Below are 18,822 nucleotides of genomic sequence, written 5' to 3' on the forward strand. Positions count from 1 at the left end.
CTTCCATGCTTGCTCAGCCCTATCATCTCTACATCGAGCGCACCAATGTCGCGAAGAACATGGCTCGCTACTACTCTTTGGAGATATCGACGACATTGTTCGGGGACACCTGTCTCACCCGACGCTGGGGCCGCATAGGCTTCGGCGGCCAGACGATGGCGCATCATTTCGAGGACGAAAGGGATGCCGTCAGACTGTTCCTCGCGCTGACGCGACAGAAGCGGGCCAAAGGCTACCGCCCGTGCCCCTTGCGGAGCAGGGCGCTCTTCTGATTTGCATCGCCTTTAGCGAGAATTCCGTACGCGGCTGCAGCTTATGCGAGATCAACTCAAGCTTCAAGCAAGTCAAGAATGCAACCTTGCATTACGTTCCCCCCATGCTCGGAGGCTTGCGCTGGGATGCAGATTTCGACAGACAGATACGGCATGCAGATCCCGATCAAGGCTCGTTCCGCCCTGGGCGATGTCGCCATGATCGATGCCCAAAGCGAGGCGGCAAGATCCGCCTCTGGATCATCTGCGGCCCCTGTTCCCGATCGTAAGAACCCTGCCTCTGCATTCCAGGCGTCGCTTTCGGCAATGGCCCTGGATAGGGCGGACGCCGCAACCCAGCAGACGAGCGGACAGACCATCAACCCGGCAGACTATCTCATCGCGTCCGACATCAAGCTCTATGAGAAGACCACGGGCGGAACCATCAAGGATGGTGTTCTTTACGACAAGGATGGCAATGTGAATGCGAGTCAGGCCAATATGGATCTGGTCTGCGCCATGTACGAGATGCGGGCTCATGGCACCTTCTCGTCCCGCGATCAGTCACGCACCTTGCTCTCGGGTGACATCACAGCCGCCGATCTCCGCAGTTTCATCGAGCATTACAGCAAAAATCCCGGCGCATACGATATGGACATTCTCGATAGGGCGCTGGGCGAAGTGGGAGCGTGACCCGAAAGGGCAAGCGGTGTCGTGGAGGTCGTACAGTCGCGACTGAAGGTTGGAGCTTCGCGATTTTCGCGCGTGCAATAACTCCAAGCCGCTTGAGGCCTACCCGGCCATCAAGTGGAGACGGACATCGCGCCCGAGTGCACTACCCGAGATCTCGGGTAGTGACTTGTCCGTAGTGATTAGAGCGGTCTGACGTTTTCCGCCTTTGACTTGCCGGTCTTCCGGTCCTGACCCAGATCGTAGGAAACGGATTGTCCCTCTCTGAGCACATTGCCGTATTGCAGGGCGGAGACGTGAACGAAAACGTCAGGTCCTCCGCTTTCCGGCGTAATGAAGCCAAAGCCCTTATCGGTGTTGAAAAACTTAACCGTGCCAGTTGGCATGATATCCCCATGTATTTGCAGTTGATCGCGGCGGCAACCTAGCGGGCAACTGCCGCCAGATCAAGCTGATCTAATAGCGGAACTTGACAGGTGTTGCGATCAAAATGTGCTTTCTGCGCTCGGACAGTGTCTGAAGCCCCAATGTCACCGCGGTAAATACGGGAAAGGTGCCCAGTTATGGGCAAGATGCTCCCGATGCGGGAGTTGGCTTCATCGATCCTTCCTTGCAGGGGAAATGCACAGTTTCTGTCAGCCGCGGTAACTGGAATCTGATGCAAACTGTGATGGACTAGCCGGCAAAAGGATCTATTCTCGGGATATGCCTTCCGGTTTGGGAGGCATCAATCATTCGATCCGCCAACAAGCATGAGTTCCATCCATGACCAAAGGCTCAGATCTCCTGGTGGCCGCACTCGAAAACGAGGGTGTCGACCGGATCTTCGGTATCCCAGGCGAAGAAAATCTCGATGTTGTCGAGTCCATCCGCAAATCGTCCATTCAGCTCGTGTTGACACGGCATGAGCAGGCGGCCGCATTCATGGCCGCGACCTATGGCCGTCTGACAGGCAAACCGGGCGTCTGCCTGACGACGCTCGGGCCGGGCGCCTTGAATCTTTCGACGGGTGCGGCATACGCGCTCCTCGGCGCCATGCCGATGGTGATGATCACCGGACAGAAAGGGATACTTTCGTCCAGGCAGGCCCGGTTCCAGGTGGTCGATGTGGTCGCCTCGATGAAGCCGCTCACCAAGCTTACCAGGCAGATCGTCTCGCCGCAGATGATCCCGACAATGGTCCGGGAGGCGTTCCGGATCGCGCAGGAGGAAAGACCCGGGCCGGTCCATCTCGAGCTTCCGGAGGATATCGCCGCCGAGGAGTGCCAGCCGGTCGCGCTGGTCGCGCCGCATCAGTTGGAACTGCCGATCGCAAGCGACGCGGCCCTCGACCGCGCGGCAGCACTCATCATCGCGGCGAAATGCCCGCTCCTCATGCTCGGCGCCGCCGCTTCACGCCCGCGTTCGACGTCTGACATCGCGCAATTCGTCATCCGTACCCGCATCCCGTTCTTTACGACGCAGATGGGGAAGGGAACGGTTCCCGGCGGAACGGAGCTCTACATGGGTACCGCCGCTCTCTCGGAAAAAGACTATGTCCACGAGGCAATCGAGCAGGCCGATCTCATCATCACGATAGGCCATGATACGATCGAGAAGCCGCCCTTCATCATGGGCAAGGGCGGGCCGAACGTCGTCCATGTCGGCTATCAGCCTGCGACGGTCGAGCAGGTCTACTTTCCGCAATCGGAAGTCATCGGCGACATCGGCCCATCGCTGAAGGCGCTGGCGGACCGCCTCGAAGGCAAGTTGCCGAACGCGCAGGCCCTGCTGCATCTGCGAGAGCGCATCCTCGATCGCATCGCGGATCGAGCAACGGAAGATCGCTTCACGCCGCAGCGGCTGGTCCATGACATCCGTGAGGTCATGCCGCATGACGGCATCCTCGCGCTCGACAACGGAATGTACAAGATCTGGTTCGCGCGGAACTATCGCACGCGTATGGCGAACACGCTGCTGCTCGACAACGCGCTTGCGACCATGGGCGCCGGGCTCCCGTCTGCGATGGTCGCCTCGATGCTCTATCCCGGACGACGCGTCATGGCGGTCTGCGGCGACGGCGGTTTCATGATGAACTCGCAGGAAATCGAGACTGCTGTGCGGCTAAAGCTGAACCTCGTCATTCTCGTCATCGAGGACGACGCCTATGGCATGATCCGGTGGAAGCAGGCGGTGGACGAATTCCCGGATTTCGGGATGACCTTCGGCAATCCCGATTTCGTGAAATATGCGGAGTCCTATGGCGCCAAGGGAACGAGGGTCGACGATATCAGCCAGTTCAAGCCGGCTCTTGAAAATGCCTTTTCCGGAGGTGGCGTCCATCTGGTGAACGTCCCCGTCGATTACTCTGAAAACGAGCGCGTGCTGGTGAAGGAATTGCGCGAGCGGCTTCCCGCCATTCTGGAGGACGCAAATGACGCCTAACCTGCAGGTCTATCAGGCATTTGACCGCGAGCTCATCGCAGAAATCCCGGCGGACGATGCGGGCGCTCTTGAGCGCAAGCTCGACATCGCCGCGAGGACTTTCGCCGACCGTGATGGCTGGCTGCCGGCGCATCGCAGGATGGCGATCTTGAGAAGGGTGTCCGAGCTTCTCTTCGAGAACCGCGACCGCTTTGCCATGGTGATCGCCCGCGAAGGCGGCAAACCCCTGACGGACGCGATCATCGAGGTGACGCGTGGCATCGATGGCCTCGTCAATGCGGCCGACGAGCTTCGTAATTTTGGTGGCAAGGAAATCCCGATGGGCCTGACTGCCGCCAGCGCGAACCGATGGGCTTTCACCACCAAGGAGCCGATCGGCGTCGTGGCGGCGATATCGGCGTTCAACCATCCCCTCAATCTCATCATCCACCAGATTGCCCCGGCCGTGGCCGTTGGCTGCCCGGTCATCGTCAAGCCGGCGGCGACCACGCCGATTTCCTGCATCGAGATCGTCAAATTGTTCTGGGAGGCGGGGCTGGACGAGCGCTGGTGCCAGACATTCATCACGGAAGACAATGCGCTTGCCGAGCGTCTCGCCACGGATCAGCGCGTTGCGTTCATGAGCTTCATCGGTTCCGCAAAGGTCGGCTGGTATCTGAAGAGCAAGCTGCCGCCAGGCACGCGATGCGCGCTGGAACACGGCGGAGCCGCCCCCGTCATCGTCGACCGCAGTGCGCGCGTCGATGCGATCGTCGGGACGATCGTCAAGGGCGGCTACTATCATGCGGGGCAGGTCTGCGTGTCGGTGCAGCGCATCCTCGTCCAAAATGATATTCTAGCCAATTTTACCGAGGCGCTTGCCACCAAGGTAGCCGGCCTGCATGTCGGCGATCCCAGGCTGAAGGAGACCGAGGTCGGGCCACTGATCCTGCCGCGCGAGACCGAACGTGTGGCAAGCTGGATCAAGGAGGCGATCGACGCAGGGGCAAAGCAGTTCGGCGGAGGGCGTTTGTCCGAGACCACGCTTCTGCCCTCTGTCCTGCTCGATCCGCCTGCCGATGCCAAGGTGTCGCGGCTGGAAGTCTTCGGTCCGCTCACTTGCGTCTACGGGTATAGCGACGTTGACGAGGCAATCCGAATTGCCAACTCGCTGCCATACGCGTTCCAGGCAAGCGTCTTTTCCTCGGATATAGCGATCGCTCTTAAGGCGGCACGGCATCTCGATGCCGCGGCTGTACTCGTGAACGACCATACCGCCTTTCGAACCGACTGGATGCCTTTTGCCGGGCGCAGGCAGTCGGGATATGGTGTCGGGGGTATTCCCTGGACGATGGAAGAGATGGCCGATGACAAGATGGTGGTGTTTAACGGCGTCGGCTAGACGACTGGCTGCAATTCATTGAAAGCCCTGCCGTGTCGGGACGGGCCCGCAATTGATTCGGCAGAGATTGCAGCCGGCATTCCGTGGCGCGCAGTTGAGGGTCAGATAGTTCCAATTTCGTGGAGGGTGCAATTTGCGGCTTTTGCGGCGAGGCCCGGTGTTATATGGGAAGGGAATCGCTTTGAACTTGGCGACGCAACCGCTCGTTCATCGAGTTTCAAGATGGTCCGTGGTGCCAATGGATGTACGTCCACCATGTGATCCCGTAACTGAAGGCAGATGATGAACAAGTTTCTCGGTCTCATTTTGACCTGCCTTGCCCTTTCCGCATGCGAGCAACGCGGTACGGAGGCTGTGGACTGCCCGTCTCAGAGCCCCAACCAGATCGCTCAAGGTCCCGACGGCCCCTACGAGTTCCGGGAGGATTGCGCACCCAGTGCCTTGACCTGTATCGATCCGGACAAGAAGGCCCGGACGGGTAACGGGACCGTCATATGCAGAGCCAGGAAGCAATAGCGCGGGTCAGTGAAAGACTTTGGCCTTGGCTATATTCCGGGTCGCCGTAAGGACCGCGCCAGCGTGAGCGCGATCCCTGATTGCGAGATCAGACAATCCTGCGAACTGACCCGCAAGGACTGGCCGAGATCCATAGATTAAAACTCTTCCCAGGAAGCCGCAGCCGCCGCGCCGGAGCCGGCGAACGCGCCGGCGATCTTGGAGCGGAGCGAACGCGCCGGCGATGCGGCCGGGCTGGAGCGTTCCGTTGCGACGACGGGTCGTGCATGGTTTCGGCCGTTCTGCAGGTTGAATTCTCCCAGAAGGTCGTTCAGCGCCGTAACCTCCTTGGCGAGGCTATAGCTTGCGGCAGTGGATTCCTCGACCATGGCGGCGTTCTGTTGCGTCCCCTGGTCGATGCTGTTGACGGCCGTGTTGATCTCCTGCAGGCCGGTCGCCTGCTCGCGGGCAGATTCGACGATCGCTCGCACATTGCGGTCGATTTCCTCGACTTCCTTGACGATTTGCTGCAGCGACTGTCCGGTTCTCGTGACGAGATTGACGCCGCTGTCGACCTGCTGGCCGGACGTCGAAATCAATGCCTTGATCTCCTTGGCGGCCGTGGCGGATCGTTGCGCCAGTTCGCGCACTTCCTGCGCGACGACGGCAAAGCCCTTGCCGGCGTCGCCCGCCCGGGCAGCCTCAACCCCCGCATTGAGCGCAAGCAGGTTTGTCTGGAAGGCTATGTCGTCGATAACGCCGATAATGTTGCTGATCTCGCCTGAGGATTTCGAGATTGCCGCCATTGCTGCAATCGCTTCCTGCATGACCTCGCCGGATTTTTCCGCGCCGATCCGCGCGCGGCCGACGAGCGAGCTTGCCTCCTCTGCGCGGCGGGTGGAATCCTTGACGGTGGTGGTGATCTCCTCCAGTGCGGCGGCGGTCTCCTCGACGGAGGCTGCCTGCTGCTCTGTGCGCTTGGAGAGATCATCGGCCGCGGAGCGGATCTGGCTGGCGCCGGCGGCGATGGCCTGGCCCCCTTGGCCGACGGAACGCAATGTTTCCTCCAGTTTCGTCATCGAGGCGTTGAAATCCGCCCGCAGGCGGTCGAGATGAGTAACGAAGGGCTGCTCGATGCGGTAGACCAGATTGCCGTTCGAAAGCTCGGCAAGACCGTTTGCCAGACCGTCGACCGCAAATTGCGTATCCGCTGCGTCCTTGGCCTTCTGGGCCTCGCGTTCAAGCCGCTCCTTTTCGGAGAGGCTGCGGTTGGCGTCGGCCTGCTGCTCCAGCCTGATGCGTTCGATGGCGTTGTCACGGAAGATGGAGACGGCGGCCGCCATCTGACCGACTTCGTCCTTGCGTTCGATCCCAGAAATCGCCTCGTCCGTATTTCCGTCGGCCAGCGACACCATGCGAGCCCGCAGGCGTTCGATGGGAGCGGCAATGCCGCGCGCGGAAACAAGAACGGCAACAACGATTGCTGCGGCAAAGAGAACGCCGAGCGCGATCAGGGCATTCATGATCGTGCTGCTCGCGTGCTCGTCCAGCCTGTCGCTCTTGTCATTGATGTTCTTGTTGAATGTATCGATCCACTCGCGAACCGCGACGACTTCGTTGTTGATAAGCGGGTCCGCCTGCTTCAGGAACTTGGCGGCGGTATCGTTGTCGTCGACCAGTCCGGCCTTCACGGCCTGGTCCGTGAGGGCAAGGATGTCATTGGCTTTTGCCGCCAGCTTGTCGATTGCGTCCGCTTCCGAGGGGATCAATTGCCGAACTGTCGCGAAGCGCTGGAGAAGGACTGTCTTGTTCTCCTCATATTGCTTGGAGAACGTCGCCATTTCCGGATCTTTCGTACTGTAGATCAGGATCTGGTAGGCATTGTAGCTCAATGCGGTCACGCGCTGGCTGGCCCTGGCCATTTCCACCGCTGCCGTCTCATCCTTCGCAATGAAATTCGAATAGGTCGCAACCGTATCCTTGTATTGGCTCGATACGACAAGGACACTGGCAATCCCGATCAGGCAGATCGGAATGATGATGGAAAGCACCTTCGTGCGGATCTTGGCGTTCTGAAGAAATGACATGGCGGCTCGTTGACTTTTAGCGAGCCGGCGACTGCCTACACGACGAAGATCGAGATAGGTCGGGGGTTGCCTGCTCTGAAGACCGGGAACATTGCAGGCGTGGAGCATTCTGCTCGTCGCATTGGGCGCTGCAATAGAAAGCAAGCCAGATATGTCTGAGAAAATGATTAATGGTGACGAATATTACATAATTTTAATTAAATAATTCAATAGGTTGAGCATTGACTACAAATTGTATAATCAAAAAATTCTCTGCAAATCAACGGTAGTCTTTTGATTGAAATGACGTGTCAGTGCTTGCAATGTACCTCACACAGATGGTGGCGTCGCATCCGATTTCAGTTTTTGATTGCCGTAATCATGCGATCGAGCAAGCAAACTGCAACTGCTGACCGCATTAGCAGATATGCATGCGCTGCTGAAATTCAGGCCGCCTGATCAGATCAAACGGTGCTGAATGATCTTAAAATATGGCAGCTGTTCCCGAACGGATACAGGGTCACCGCTGCTGAATTATACTTTTGATAGTGTCTACTGGCGCCTTGTCGGTATGCGAGTGCCGGCGATGAAGACCGCCGGCATCGTTATTTGCATGAAATAGCTGCCTGCCTTGTCCGGGTTCAACCCTCGCCCAATGCAAGCTGGACGACGCGCACGAGTACCATGCCGACCGCGACGACAAGATAACCGCGCAATACGATCATCCATACGCGCCGCGACAGTGACAGATGGATGGGTTCCAGGTCGGAGAGCGGCGGCATGCGCCAGGTGAGCCGTTTGGAGCGGTCGTCTTCCAGCAGCCTGGGATAGCCGCTCTGGCCGGGTGCGCGTTTTGCACGGCGCTGCAGCGTCGCGGTTACGACGAAGCCAGCAAATCCGAGAAGCGTTCCCCCTGCAAGTACCCAGAGGATCTGCTCGCCGGTGATATCCGGATAGAGAACCGAAGCCGTCAGAATGATCGACAGCATCACGAGCACGGCAATGACTGCACCGGTGAACAAGTTCATCAACTTGCCGTTTACCCACGGCCCGAGAACGGCCTTATCGTTGCAAAGCAGCAGCAGGAAGACCGTGGCACTTGGCAGCAAGACGCCGGCGAGGGTCTGCACGGCAAGCGTAATCAGGCCGAGCGGCGAGCCGGGGATGAGCACGAGGGCCGCGGCGGCAGCGATCAGGCCGCAATAGACGAGATAGAAGCCTTTCGCTTCACCAACCTTGCGATGGAGAGAATGATTGAGGGAGAGGACATCACCGATTGCATAAGCAGTCGCCAACGATACGGCGGCAGCGCCGATGATGGCGGCGTCGATAAGTGCAATGGCGAACAATACGCCCATGGTCGGGCTTACATATTTGCCAAGTCCGGCAGCAATGCCACCGGCATCCGTGAAGTTGCCGAACTCCGGCTGTCCCTGAAAGATCGCTGCGCAGAACACCATCATTGCAATGGCACCGATCATGACGAGAACGATACCCAGCCAGAGGTCGGCTTTCTCGTAACCGATGAAGCGTGGCGTGATGCGTTTGTCGATGACATAGCTCTGCTGAAAGAACAGTTGCCACGGAGCGACCGTCGTGCCGACAATCCCGATGATAAGAAGAAGAATATCGGACAGCTTGCCGTCCGGCAGATTGGGAACCGTCAGATCGCGTATGATCTGGTGGCCAGATACATGCGCCGCAAGCACGATCGGAACCAGCAGCAGGCTACCGAGGCACAAGAACAGCGCGAAGCGCTCGAAACGGCGAAAACTGCCCGTGCTTGCCGCAGCCATGGTCAACAGTGCAGCAATTGCAACACCTGTGATCTTAGAGACGCCGAGATAGTCGAGCGCCAGGCTGATGCCGATAAATTCAGTAACGATCGTCAGGCCATTGAGGATGAACAGATCGATGACACTGAAAGCACCCCAGAATTTGCCGAACCGTTCCAGAATGAGTCGAGCATGGCCAACGCCCGTCACTGCGCCAAGGCGGAGCACCATTTCCTGGTTCACATAGAGGACCGGCACCAGAAGCAGCAATGTCCAGAGCAGCGATGTGCCGTAGTTCTGTCCAGCTTGAGTATAGGTGGCGAAAGCACCGGCGTCATTATCTCCGACCATGACGATCAGGCCGGGGCCGAGGATCGCCAGCAGGGTGAGTAGTCGGGCGCGCCATGTAGAGCGGGCGGCGACATCGCCGTGATTGATGGTTCCCAGTGCGCCGCGAATATCACCGACATGGGCTGTGTCGAGGACAGCCGAGTTTGCTCCGGTTGATTGCAAATTATCCATAGTCTTGCTCCCGTGCGGGGCGAGCCGCAACGTTTTGACCTGTTATTGAGGAGCCGCCGGTGTGGTGGCCTAGACAAGCATGTTCGATAAAGAGAACCCGTTGGGCATTCAGCCCGATTGGGGGGACGAGATCACGCCTCGTTCCCGATGGTAAATCGGCCGAGGGTAGTAAGGCGAAGCCGCGCAAGCCGACCGGGGGAACAGGTCTGCGAGCCCTTCGTCACAATAGCGAGAGATTGGTTCGGCATGAATGCCGTTCATAACGGCGTGTTCGAAGATGGTGGTCATGATACCGACCTCCTCCTGGTTCGATAGTTGCTCGAACCCGGGAGACCGGAGCCGCGGATCAACGCCGACGGCGTTGGCCCTTGCGGTCACATGTTCTGCCCGGGCATTTTGTCGGCACAGCGGTCTCGACGTTCGACAAGCGTCGACTGTCGCCTTCCGTGTGCTGACTGCTAGATCGCGGGTTCATATGGTCCTCTGTGGCGTTACACGTCCGGTCATGCCGAACTTGTCCGGAACACGATGATCCCGAACATCATCCGGTATACTCCTCTGACGGCAACCTACAACCGATACCTTGGTATAAAGAGCCTCATAGATAGGGGAGACGAAGGGCGTCTATCATCTTGAGTTCATATGAAGGTGCTTAATCTGCCTCTCCGCCCTTAACCCAAGAGATTCGGGAGCATCGGATGTCGGGAAGCGATCGTTCGGCCAAACCGTCGCCGCCGTTGGTCATGGCAAGCATTGGTGCGCTTGGTGTCGTGTTCGGCGATATAGGCACCAGTCCGCTCTATACGCTCAAGACTGTGCTCGACATGACCGGCACCGGTGATCCTTCCGCGATAACGGGCGTACTGTCATTGATCGTATGGACGCTCATCATCGTGACTTCGGTCAAATATGCCGGTTTTGCCATGCGGATCAACAACGATGGCGAGGGTGGAATACTCGCGCTCATGGCTCTGCTCGGCATCAAGCGCCAGGCCCGGCCGCTTATCGTTGCCGTTGGGCTGTTCGGCGCTGCGCTGATCTATGGCGATGGCGCGATCACGCCGGCGATCTCGGTGCTTTCGGCGCTGGAGGGCCTCAATATCGTTGCCCCATCGCTGCATGCCTATGTCCTGCCGCTGACGGTCGCGATCCTACTCGGGCTGTTTCTCATCCAGCCGTTCGGCACGGCGCGAATAGGGCGCGCGTTCGGCCCGATCATGAGCCTGTGGTTCCTGGCGATGGCATTGATGGGGATATGGGGCATTGCGCAGCATCCGGCTGTGTTGTGGGCATTGAGCCCCTTGAACGGCCTTTCCTATCTGCTCCATCATGGCAGCATCGGTTTTCTCGTGCTTGGCGGCGTCTTTCTCTGCGTTACGGGCGCCGAGGCGCTCTATGCGGATATGGGGCATTTTGGCGCAGGGCCGATCAAGCTATCCTGGTCCTTTATCGTCTTTCCAAGTCTTGTTCTGAATTATGCGGGGCAGTCCGCGATCGTCCTTGCCGGCGCGCCGACTGATGGCAATATCTTCTATCGCCTTTGTCCGTCAGGCCTGACCTTGCCGCTGATCCTGTTGTCGACCGTGGCAACGATCATCGCTAGTCAATCGATCGTCACCGGCGCATTCTCCATGACGCGGCAAGCCATAGCACTTGGATGGATGCCGCGGTTGAAGGTGATGCAGACCTCCGCCGAGGGTTATGGCCAGATCTATGTCGGGGCGGTCAACTGGCTGCTGATGATCGTCACGATCGGCCTCGCTTTGACTTTCAAGAAGTCGGACAATTTGGCCGCGGCCTATGGTATTGCCGTGTCCGCCACCATGCTGATGACGACGGCTTTGCTGTTCATGGCGATGCGGGAGATATGGCGCTGGAGTCTGCTCGTCAGCGTCGTCGTTGCCGGCCTGTTTCTCGTCGTGGACATGGCTTTCTTCATATCGAACCTGTCGAAGCTGCTGGATGGCGGTTACGTTCCCCTCATCCTTGCCGCCATCGTCTATGCGGTCATGTACATCTGGCATCGCGGCGTGCTCGCGATGACGGCAAGCATGGAGGAGAATCCTATCTCGGTCGGCGATTTCATCGCCAGCTTGCCACAGCGGCAGATCGCGCGCGTGCCCGGCACGGCTGTCTTCCTGACACGCTCGACGGCCAACACGCCCTTGTTGATCCAGTGGTATGTGAAGCATTCGAATTCGCTGCATCATAAGGTGCTGACGATCACCTTGCGGACGGAATCCGTGCCATGGGTGGCTGAGGCCGACCGCGTCGTCTTTTCCGAAGAAGCGCCCGGCTTCTGGCGCGCCGTCACGCGTTATGGCTTCATGGAGCGCCCCGATATTCCCGCCCTCGTTCGACAAATCGCAGCGCTCGACTGCCCCGTCGACCTTGAGAGCGTCAATTACTTCATCGGTACGCAAAAGATCGTTCGACGGGAGGACGGTCACGGTTTGCCCTACTGGCAACAGGCCTCGTTTGCCGCGCTGATGCGCAATAGTGCCCACATGACGGAGTTCTTCCGCATCCCAGCCGGCGAGCTTCTCGACCTTGGCCATGAGGTTGCCGTCTAGCGCCATTTGAAGAGCCGCCGAAAAAGTGTGGCAGTGAATGCTGTCCGGAGACGCGCGTGTCGTCTTGTCCACGGTTCGCGATGCGCTGGTTGCGCATCAAGTCGACCATGGGTGGTGCTGCTGCCCGCTCGCCCGTGCAGGTCGAGCGCCTTGGCGTGTTAACCAATAATTAAGATTTACGCCGCGGACCGAGGCGCGAAATTGACTTCTCGAACGGCAGAATTTAACCCTTTGTTAACTTGTTCCCTCAGGCAAAGGCGTTTGTATGTTTTGCGTCGTCCGGCCAGCCAACCTTCTCTCTGCAGGCAAGAGCATCCTCCTGGCTCTGTCTTTTACTGCTGCATTGTTGGGATACGACTCGGGTGCCTCAGCGGCATCAAGCCCGTTCATGCCGACGGGATCGGTAACATCGCAGCCGATCGGGCACTATGAATTCTGCAAGCGGCGGCCCGACGAATGCTCGATCCACCCCAGTGACCTGCGCCCGCTTGCAATTAACAAGAAGCTCTGGGATGAGATCGTCGCGGTCAACACCTCCGTGAATGAATGGGTCAAGCCGGTCAGCGACCTCGATCATTATGGCGTGGTGCAATATTGGAACTATCCCGACGACGGCATGGGCAATTGCGAGCACTATGCGCTCGAGAAGCGTCGGGAATTGATGGAAAAGGGCATATCGCTTGCCGATCTGCTCATCACCGTTGTCCGTCTTCCGGATGGAGAGGGGCATGCGGTTGTCACAGTTCGTACTGATCGCGGTGATTTCATTCTCGATAATCTGACCGACCAGGTGAAGAACTGGACGCAAACGCCCTATCACTACCTCAAGCGACAGGCGACCGATGATACCGGGCTTTGGGTCGATATCATTCAGAAGCCGACCGTTGTCGCGGCCGTCGCCAATTGATGTGTCGAGCGGTGTAGCCTATGTCGTTGCGCGCTCCCCCGAGGCTTTTGCCTTCACGCATTCGGGATGGGAGGCCGCCACGTACTCTTCCGAATCGTTAATTCCATGAATTGTTGCAAGCCGGCCATGCTGTCCCGATAGCTGTTCGAGGCGGCATGGCCGGTTCGCGCCTGCTCATTTCAGCGTGACAACGCCGGAGGCGACATCCGGAGCGGCCGGGATGATGCCGTTCTTGGCATACCATTCCGCCACTTTGCCGATCTGCTCCGCATCGGCCTTCGAGACAGCTGTCGTCGGGACGGCATTGTTCTCGCCGATCTTCTGGGCGAGATCGGCCGGCACATTCATTTCCTTGGCCCAGATGGCGCCGGCTTCCGGCTTGTTGGCAATGGCCCAGGCATTTTCCGATTTGATGACGTCGAAGACGAGCTGAAGCTGATCGAGCTTGGATTGGGCGAATTCCTTGCTTGCGACCAGAACGACGGCATTGTCGGAGCGGATGGTTGCGCCATCGGCAACGATCTTTCCATCATAGGCCCTTTCCGCAATGGTCAGAAAGGGGTCCCAGGTCGCCCAGGCGTCGACATGGCCCTGGACGAAGCTCGGGCCGCTGTCGCTTGGACTGAGATAGACGCGCTCGACGCTCTTCGGATCGATGCCGTTGGTCGCAAGACCCTGCATGAGCAGATATTCGCCCGTGCCGCCGCGGTTGACCGCAACCTTCTTGCCGGCGAGATCCTTGATCGAACTGATGCTGGAATCCTTCTTGACGACAATCCCTTCCGAACCCGGCGCCATTTTCTGATAGGCGAAGACGACCAGCGGGATCTTGGCGGCAAGTGCTGCGATCGCGGATGTCGAACTGCCGGCTGTTATGTCGATACTGCCGGCATTGAGCGCTTCGAAGGCGGGAGCTGCCGCGGGGAAGGGACCTGCCCATTCCACCTTGATGCCTTTTTCGGCAAGCGCCTTTTCAAGCGTGCCGCGCGATTTGGCGAGAGTGATATCGTTTGGCCCTCTGAGCCAGCCGATACGCACGACCTGATCGGCAGCCCGAGCGACAGAGGTCAGGTTCGCGACAGCGGCCGTCACCGCCATGGCGATGAGGAATTTGCGCTTGGTGATCATTTTCTTGGTTCCGATCTGCCGAAATGGCGTGGCTTGGAGCGATAAATATCAGGCATGGGACGGTTCGACGCCGAGCTCTGTCAGAAGCTCGGCTTCAATGCGACTTGCTTCCGGGTCGCTGCGGCGACGGGGATGGTCGAGGGTGACGGGTATCTCCCGGACGAAGCGGCCGTTATCGAGCACGAGGATGCGGTCGGCGAGTGTAATGGCCTCGCCGATGTCATGGGTGACCAACAGCACGGCGGGTCTGTGCTTTCGCCAGAGATCGAACACCAGCCCATGCATGCGCAGGCGGGTCAGCGCGTCGAGAGCGGCGAAAGGCTCGTCCAATAGCAGAAGTTCGGGCTCACGCACGAGCGCACGGGCAAGAGCCGCGCGTTGCGCCTCGCCCCCGGAGAGGGTAAGCGGCCAGGCGTTTTGCCGATGCGACAGGCCGACATCGTCGAGCGCCTGCATCGCAACCGAGCGGGCATCCTGATGTCTGACGCCGAGTGTGACGTTGTCGATCACGCTCTTCCACGGCATCAGCCTCGGCTCCTGAAACACGACGGAGCGGCGTTGCGGGAGTTGCAACTGCCGGGCCGGCGCGGCATCGAGGCCGGCAAGCACGCGCAGCAAGGTGGATTTGCCGGAGCCGCTACGACCAAGCAGGGCGACGAATTCTCCCTTTTCGATCGTAAGATCTATACCGTCGAGGATGGCTGGGCCGCCGAAAGAGCGTGTGAGACCGCGAATATCGACCAGAGCTGTCATGCGATCACCTGTGGGCGCCAGCGCAGCGCATAGGCCTCGATCAAGCGCACCAGACCATCCGTCAGCAGTCCCATGATGGCATAGACCATGAGGCAGACCACGATGACATCCGTCTGCAGGAAATCTCGGGCGTAGGTGATGATATAGCCGATACCGCTCGACGCATTGATCTGTTCACCGACCACGAGGCTCAGCCAGGCAACGCTCAGGCCATATCGAACGCCGATCAGAAGCGAGGGCAGCGCGCCGGGAATGACGATGTGGCGAATGATGCCGAACGTATCGAGACCGAGCGTGCGCCCGGCTTCGACGAGTTTGCGGTCAATTCCGCGAATGCCGCCGTGCAGGGTCAGATAGATCGGAAAGACCGAGCCGAATGCGACAAGGCCGATCTTCGGCGCTTCACCGATCCCGAACCAGAGGATGAAGAGCGGCAGGAGGCCGAGAAAGGGCATGGCCTTCAGCATCTGAAGCGGCGGGTCGATCGCGCTCTCTCCAAACCTGGAGAGACCTGCAACAAGCGCCAGCGCGACACCGACGATGAAGGCAATGGTAAAGCCGAGCAGAACACGCAGGAACGAGACGGCAAGGCCTGTTATCAGTTCTCCCGACATGATCAATCGATTTGCCGCGCCGAGGATTTCTCCGGGCGAAGCAAGGATGCGCGGCGGCAGAAGTCCGGTCATGCTGGCAATCTGCCAGACAATGATGATTGCGACCGGCGAGACGAGACGCGCTGCAAAGCGCGCCAATCTCTTGCCGGCGAGTCCACGCGGCGGGGCACTGCCGTCATGGCGGGAGACGTCTCGATCCAGGGTCGAAATTTCAGCCATGCTGCGCGGGCTTTCCACCAAGATCGCGATCAAACAGCGTCGACCAGGTGAAGTGCTTGCGCTCCGGCGCGGCACGCTCGACCGGAAGTCGCGGCAGAACGAGTTCGCCGAAGCGATAGGCTTCCTCCAGAAGCGGCATGCCGGAGAGGATGAAGGTGTCGACGCCAACCTTCTGATAGGCTTCCAGCGTGCGGATCACCGTATCCGGCGAGCCGACGATTGCAGTCCCCGGTCCGGGGCGCACCAGACCTATTCCGGCCCACAGATTGGGGGAGATTTCGAGGTCACGCAGGTTGTCCGGCTTGATGCCGCCATGCATCGCGCTCATCCGCTGCTGGCCGACGGAATCCGTGTTGGAAACAAACCGTTGGTTGGCTGCAATCGCTGCAGCATCCATTTGTTCGTAGAGATCCTCGGCTGCCTCCCAGGCCTTTTCGTCGGTCTGGCGGACGATGACATAGAGCCGAATGCCGTAGTCGAGGGTGCGGCCGTGCGCCTCGGCGCGCAGTTTCACCTTGGCAACCTTGTCGCCCATCTGCTCCGGGGTTTCTCCCCAGGAGAGATAGGTTTCGACATGCTTGGCGGCGACTTCGATCGCGCTGTCGGAGGAGCCCCCGAACCAGAGCGGCGGCGGCTTGATGGCCGAGCCGGCCGGCAGCGCAAGCTTTGCGCCGTCCGTTTGGAAATACTTGCCCTCATGGGTCACGCTTTCGCCGGCCATCAGTCGGTGCCAGATGGTCAGATATTCGTCCGCCATCAGATAACGTTCGTCGTGCGGCAGCATCATGCCGTAGGCGCCGAGCATCTTGGCATCGCCGGAGACGACGTTCAGCATCAGCCGTCCGTTCGAGAACTCCTGGAAGGTTGCCGCCATCTTGGCGAGCAGCGTCGGTGCGATGAGCCCCGGATGGAAGGCGATGAGAAATTTCATCCGCTCGGTATAGGGGAGGAGCGCGCCGGCAAGCGGCCAGACGTCGTGAGCGCCGGTTGCAAACAATGCACCGGTGAAGCCCAGATGATCATAGGCCTGGGCGAGTTGCTTGTAGTAACCATAGTCGATGGTGCGCGACCCCTCGGCCTTCCACGGATAAGCACCGTCCGGCGCGCACATGTACCAGAGTACGTTCATTTCAAATCTCTTTGTCGCTTGTCGTCTCTATTGTCAGTCTGGCCGGCAGATCGCCATGCTTGAAAAGTGTGTCGGCTTCTGCCTGCTGCTCGCGAAGTAGTGCGGCGTTGATGGCGCTCACCTGCCAGTTCCGGCCGGAAACGACGCGCGTCCAGGCCCGTTGTTCCGTCTCATCTCCCGATTTGGAGAGGAGGGATGCCGCCTTTTCTGGGTCGGCTGCAATCTCCTGGCCGAGGCGCTTCAGTTCGCCGGCAAAATCGACCGCCGCATCCCCGGAAAGGCCGCGTTCGTCGATGGTCCAGAACAGGGAACGGTTCGGAATGAGGTCGCCGCAATGGGCAAGCACGCGAAACTCGCCGCCGAGCAGCGATTGTTCGAGATGCGGAGCCATCGCGACCCAGGCGGCAACGGTGCCGTCTTTCAGCGCATCCCGTGAGGGAACTGGCGGCATGTCCCGGCGCTGGATATCGGCGAGCGTCAGGCTGGCTTCTTCCAGCCGTCTGGCAAGCAGGTATGTCAGGAAGGAGCCGTCCACCAGGGCGATTGCTGCGCCTTTGAGATCGGTAATACTTTCAATTGTCGAGGTTTTCGTCACCAGGATTGCCCCATTGGCCGGGCGGGGTGCCGATGCCGCGACATAGGAGACCGAAAGCCCGGATGCGGCGGCAAGGATCGGCGGTGTGGACCCGGTTCCGCCAATATCGAATTCTCCGCGAACCAGTTTTTCCGCCGTATCGCGACCTTCGTCGTAAGCGATGAATTCCGGGTTCATCGCGGCAAAGGCCCCCGGCCACAGGGACGCCAGGTGCAGGTGGAGATTGTTTGGATGGTGGCCAATCCTGAAAGCCAAGATATTTACCTCGTTGCCAGTTGTTATATAAATTTATATAATAAGTAGAGAATTGCTGGCGAGAAATTCGACGCTGAAAATTCCCCAAGAAAGAGAAAACTATTCCGATCGAATGCGAGGGCCGAAACGGATGACCAAAACTGAAGACGATCAGGGGCGACAGCGCAGACCGCACGAACCCAAGGTCAAATGTCGCGCCATTGGTACGGCCTCGGATTTCATGAAAGCCATGGCGAACCCGGTTCGGCTGGCGATTCTGTGCGTGCTCATGGAAGGTGCGAGGACCGTGGGCGAACTGGAAGAGATTCTCGATGTTCATCAGCCGACGCTTTCACAGCAGATCGGCGAATTGCGAGATGCCGGCATCATTATCGGAAGACGGGTCGCGAAGGCTGTCGTCTATCGTCTGGCCGATCCGCGCGCCGGCCAGCTCATAGCTCATTTGCGGCTGCTATTCGCAGATCCCGAAGCATCGGTCATATGGCGTGGAGCTCAATTCGAAGCCGGCATTGCCACACAGATGGCGTAGTTACCTCGCGATGCTGCTCGTAGGTGTGGAGATCGAGCACAGCTCGCCAACCCCGGCGAGAATCAATGAAGCTGTCTTTATCTGTGGGGCCTGCCGCCCGGCACATGGGCACGGCGTTCTGGCTCGGTTTTCCACTTTCCCGTTTCGGCGGGCTGCGACGCCCGATCCAGGCGACAGTCTGGCGCATCGGTATCCCGATGAGTGCTCCAGAACCCGATATCGCGCTGGCACCTTATCCCAATAAGTGGGAATATCCGATATTTTTCAATTGCATATGGAAATAGATGCTGGCAGGCGTCGACGCTTGCGAACCCTATCGAGGGTCTTCGTGGCGACCATACTGATAGCATTTCGGCCAATCGCCAGCGTGTGCGTGGGGACACAGCTAGGCGCGGAATTCTCTTTCTTCCTTCGGGGTACTAGCGTCTTACCGTTAACATTGTGTAAGAAATCGAAACTTAAGGCCGGGATTATTTCGATTCCGAAATTTATTAATAAGCGAATTGAGTTGTGGGA

16 protein-coding genes are annotated in these 18,822 nt (G+C 59.0%); 8 read left to right on the top strand and 8 right to left on the bottom strand.

From position 1 onward, the window contains the following. Positions 1-5: 5 nt before the first annotated feature. Both BJ928_RS16310 and BJ928_RS16315 read left to right on the top strand, forming a co-directional pair. Positions 6-272 (top strand): WGR domain-containing protein, encoded by a 267-nt coding sequence (locus BJ928_RS16310; RefSeq protein WP_052227695.1) that lies wholly within the window; start codon positions 6-8, stop codon positions 270-272. A 126-nt stretch (positions 273-398) separates the two neighbouring features. After that, positions 399-944 (top strand): hypothetical protein, encoded by a 546-nt coding sequence (locus BJ928_RS16315; protein ID WP_047631454.1) that lies wholly within the window; start codon positions 399-401, stop codon positions 942-944. 179 nt (positions 945-1,123) lie between these two features. Here BJ928_RS16315 and BJ928_RS16320 read toward each other — a convergent pair whose 3' ends face one another. Further along, the gene (locus BJ928_RS16320) at positions 1,124-1,327 is read right to left on the bottom strand and encodes a cold-shock protein (RefSeq protein WP_047631453.1); all 204 of its coding nucleotides are present in this window, start codon (positions 1,325-1,327) and stop codon (positions 1,124-1,126) included. Between the two features lie 379 nt (positions 1,328-1,706). Here BJ928_RS16320 and BJ928_RS16325 point away from each other — a divergent pair, with 379 nt between their 5' ends. Both BJ928_RS16325 and BJ928_RS16330 read left to right on the top strand, forming a co-directional pair. Next, positions 1,707-3,365, top strand: a complete 1,659-nt coding sequence (locus tag BJ928_RS16325; RefSeq protein ID WP_047631452.1) for an acetolactate synthase large subunit — start codon at positions 1,707-1,709, stop codon at positions 3,363-3,365. Continuing rightward, the gene (locus tag BJ928_RS16330) at positions 3,355-4,746 is read left to right on the top strand and encodes an aldehyde dehydrogenase family protein (RefSeq protein ID WP_047631451.1); all 1,392 of its coding nucleotides are present in this window, start codon (positions 3,355-3,357) and stop codon (positions 4,744-4,746) included. The genes BJ928_RS16325 and BJ928_RS16330 overlap by 11 nt, the downstream gene beginning before the upstream one ends. A gap of 653 nt (positions 4,747-5,399) precedes the next feature. Here BJ928_RS16330 and BJ928_RS16340 read toward each other — a convergent pair. Further along, entirely contained in the window at positions 5,400-7,328 is a 1,929-nt protein-coding gene (locus BJ928_RS16340; RefSeq protein ID WP_047631449.1) for a methyl-accepting chemotaxis protein, read from the bottom strand. 620 nt (positions 7,329-7,948) lie between these two features. After that, the gene (locus tag BJ928_RS16345; protein WP_047631448.1) at positions 7,949-9,604 is read right to left on the bottom strand and encodes an NRAMP family divalent metal transporter; all 1,656 of its coding nucleotides are present in this window, start codon (positions 9,602-9,604) and stop codon (positions 7,949-7,951) included. 698 nt (positions 9,605-10,302) lie between these two features. Between BJ928_RS16345 and BJ928_RS16355 the strand changes: the two genes are divergently transcribed. Then, positions 10,303-12,177: a KUP/HAK/KT family potassium transporter gene (locus BJ928_RS16355; RefSeq protein WP_047631446.1), complete on the top strand. Its 1,875-nt coding sequence runs from the start codon at positions 10,303-10,305 to the stop codon at positions 12,175-12,177. 265 nt (positions 12,178-12,442) lie between these two features. Further along, positions 12,443-13,084 (top strand): transglutaminase-like cysteine peptidase, encoded by a 642-nt coding sequence (locus BJ928_RS16360; protein ID WP_082011851.1) that lies wholly within the window; start codon positions 12,443-12,445, stop codon positions 13,082-13,084. 174 nt (positions 13,085-13,258) lie between these two features. Here the strand turns inward: BJ928_RS16360 and BJ928_RS16365 are convergent, their stop codons facing one another. Genes BJ928_RS16365 through BJ928_RS16385 form a run of 5 tightly spaced genes read right to left on the bottom strand, consistent with a single transcriptional unit; the run spans position 13,259 to position 17,777 of the window. Then, entirely contained in the window at positions 13,259-14,212 is a 954-nt protein-coding gene (locus BJ928_RS16365) for an aliphatic sulfonate ABC transporter substrate-binding protein (RefSeq protein WP_245432373.1), read from the bottom strand. A 48-nt stretch (positions 14,213-14,260) separates the two neighbouring features. Further along, positions 14,261-14,965: an ABC transporter ATP-binding protein gene (locus tag BJ928_RS16370; RefSeq protein ID WP_047631445.1), complete on the bottom strand. Its 705-nt coding sequence runs from the start codon at positions 14,963-14,965 to the stop codon at positions 14,261-14,263. Then, complete coding sequence (locus tag BJ928_RS16375; protein WP_047631444.1) at positions 14,962-15,798, bottom strand: ABC transporter permease subunit; 837 nt, start codon at positions 15,796-15,798, stop codon at positions 14,962-14,964. Before BJ928_RS16375 ends, BJ928_RS16370 begins: the two co-directional genes overlap by 4 nt. Then, a complete protein-coding gene (locus tag BJ928_RS16380) occupies positions 15,791-16,927 on the bottom strand; it encodes an LLM class flavin-dependent oxidoreductase (RefSeq protein WP_047631443.1) in 1,137 nt (378 codons plus the stop codon). Before BJ928_RS16380 ends, BJ928_RS16375 begins: the two co-directional genes overlap by 8 nt. Before the next feature lies 1 nt (position 16,928). Next, complete coding sequence (locus tag BJ928_RS16385; protein WP_047631442.1) at positions 16,929-17,777, bottom strand: ABC transporter substrate-binding protein; 849 nt, start codon at positions 17,775-17,777, stop codon at positions 16,929-16,931. 130 nt (positions 17,778-17,907) lie between these two features. Between BJ928_RS16385 and BJ928_RS16390 the strand changes: the two genes are divergently transcribed. Next, the gene (locus BJ928_RS16390) at positions 17,908-18,306 is read left to right on the top strand and encodes a metalloregulator ArsR/SmtB family transcription factor (RefSeq protein WP_245432374.1); all 399 of its coding nucleotides are present in this window, start codon (positions 17,908-17,910) and stop codon (positions 18,304-18,306) included. A 65-nt stretch (positions 18,307-18,371) separates the two neighbouring features. Continuing rightward, a complete protein-coding gene (locus BJ928_RS16395; protein WP_147413916.1) occupies positions 18,372-18,590 on the top strand; it encodes a hypothetical protein in 219 nt (72 codons plus the stop codon). The last annotated feature ends 232 nt before the right edge of the window (positions 18,591-18,822 follow it).

Source organism: Rhizobium sp. WW_1, from assembly GCF_003610155.1.
Taxonomy (GTDB): Bacteria; Pseudomonadota; Alphaproteobacteria; order Rhizobiales; family Rhizobiaceae; genus Rhizobium; species Rhizobium tropici_A.

What these genes read in the sequence shown, in the direction of transcription:
- BJ928_RS16310 (WP_052227695.1), top strand. Translation starts at nt 6, where the DNA reads ATGCTTGCTCAGCCCTATCATCTCTACATCGAGCGCACCAATGTCGCG.
- BJ928_RS16315 (WP_047631454.1), top strand. Translation starts at nt 399, where the DNA reads ATGCAGATTTCGACAGACAGATACGGCATGCAGATCCCGATCAAGGCT.
- BJ928_RS16320 (WP_047631453.1), bottom strand. Translation starts at nt 1,327, where the DNA reads ATGCCAACTGGCACGGTTAAGTTTTTCAACACCGATAAGGGCTTTGGC.
- BJ928_RS16325 (WP_047631452.1), top strand. Translation starts at nt 1,707, where the DNA reads ATGACCAAAGGCTCAGATCTCCTGGTGGCCGCACTCGAAAACGAGGGT.
- BJ928_RS16330 (WP_047631451.1), top strand. Translation starts at nt 3,355, where the DNA reads ATGACGCCTAACCTGCAGGTCTATCAGGCATTTGACCGCGAGCTCATC.
- BJ928_RS16340 (WP_047631449.1), bottom strand. Translation starts at nt 7,328, where the DNA reads ATGTCATTTCTTCAGAACGCCAAGATCCGCACGAAGGTGCTTTCCATC.
- BJ928_RS16345 (WP_047631448.1), bottom strand. Translation starts at nt 9,604, where the DNA reads ATGGATAATTTGCAATCAACCGGAGCAAACTCGGCTGTCCTCGACACA.
- BJ928_RS16355 (WP_047631446.1), top strand. Translation starts at nt 10,303, where the DNA reads ATGTCGGGAAGCGATCGTTCGGCCAAACCGTCGCCGCCGTTGGTCATG.
- BJ928_RS16360 (WP_082011851.1), top strand. Translation starts at nt 12,443, where the DNA reads ATGTTTTGCGTCGTCCGGCCAGCCAACCTTCTCTCTGCAGGCAAGAGC.
- BJ928_RS16365 (WP_245432373.1), bottom strand. Translation starts at nt 14,212, where the DNA reads ATGATCACCAAGCGCAAATTCCTCATCGCCATGGCGGTGACGGCCGCT.
- BJ928_RS16370 (WP_047631445.1), bottom strand. Translation starts at nt 14,965, where the DNA reads ATGACAGCTCTGGTCGATATTCGCGGTCTCACACGCTCTTTCGGCGGC.
- BJ928_RS16375 (WP_047631444.1), bottom strand. Translation starts at nt 15,798, where the DNA reads ATGGCTGAAATTTCGACCCTGGATCGAGACGTCTCCCGCCATGACGGC.
- BJ928_RS16380 (WP_047631443.1), bottom strand. Translation starts at nt 16,927, where the DNA reads ATGAACGTACTCTGGTACATGTGCGCGCCGGACGGTGCTTATCCGTGG.
- BJ928_RS16390 (WP_245432374.1), top strand. Translation starts at nt 17,908, where the DNA reads ATGACCAAAACTGAAGACGATCAGGGGCGACAGCGCAGACCGCACGAA.
- BJ928_RS16395 (WP_147413916.1), top strand. Translation starts at nt 18,372, where the DNA reads ATGAAGCTGTCTTTATCTGTGGGGCCTGCCGCCCGGCACATGGGCACG.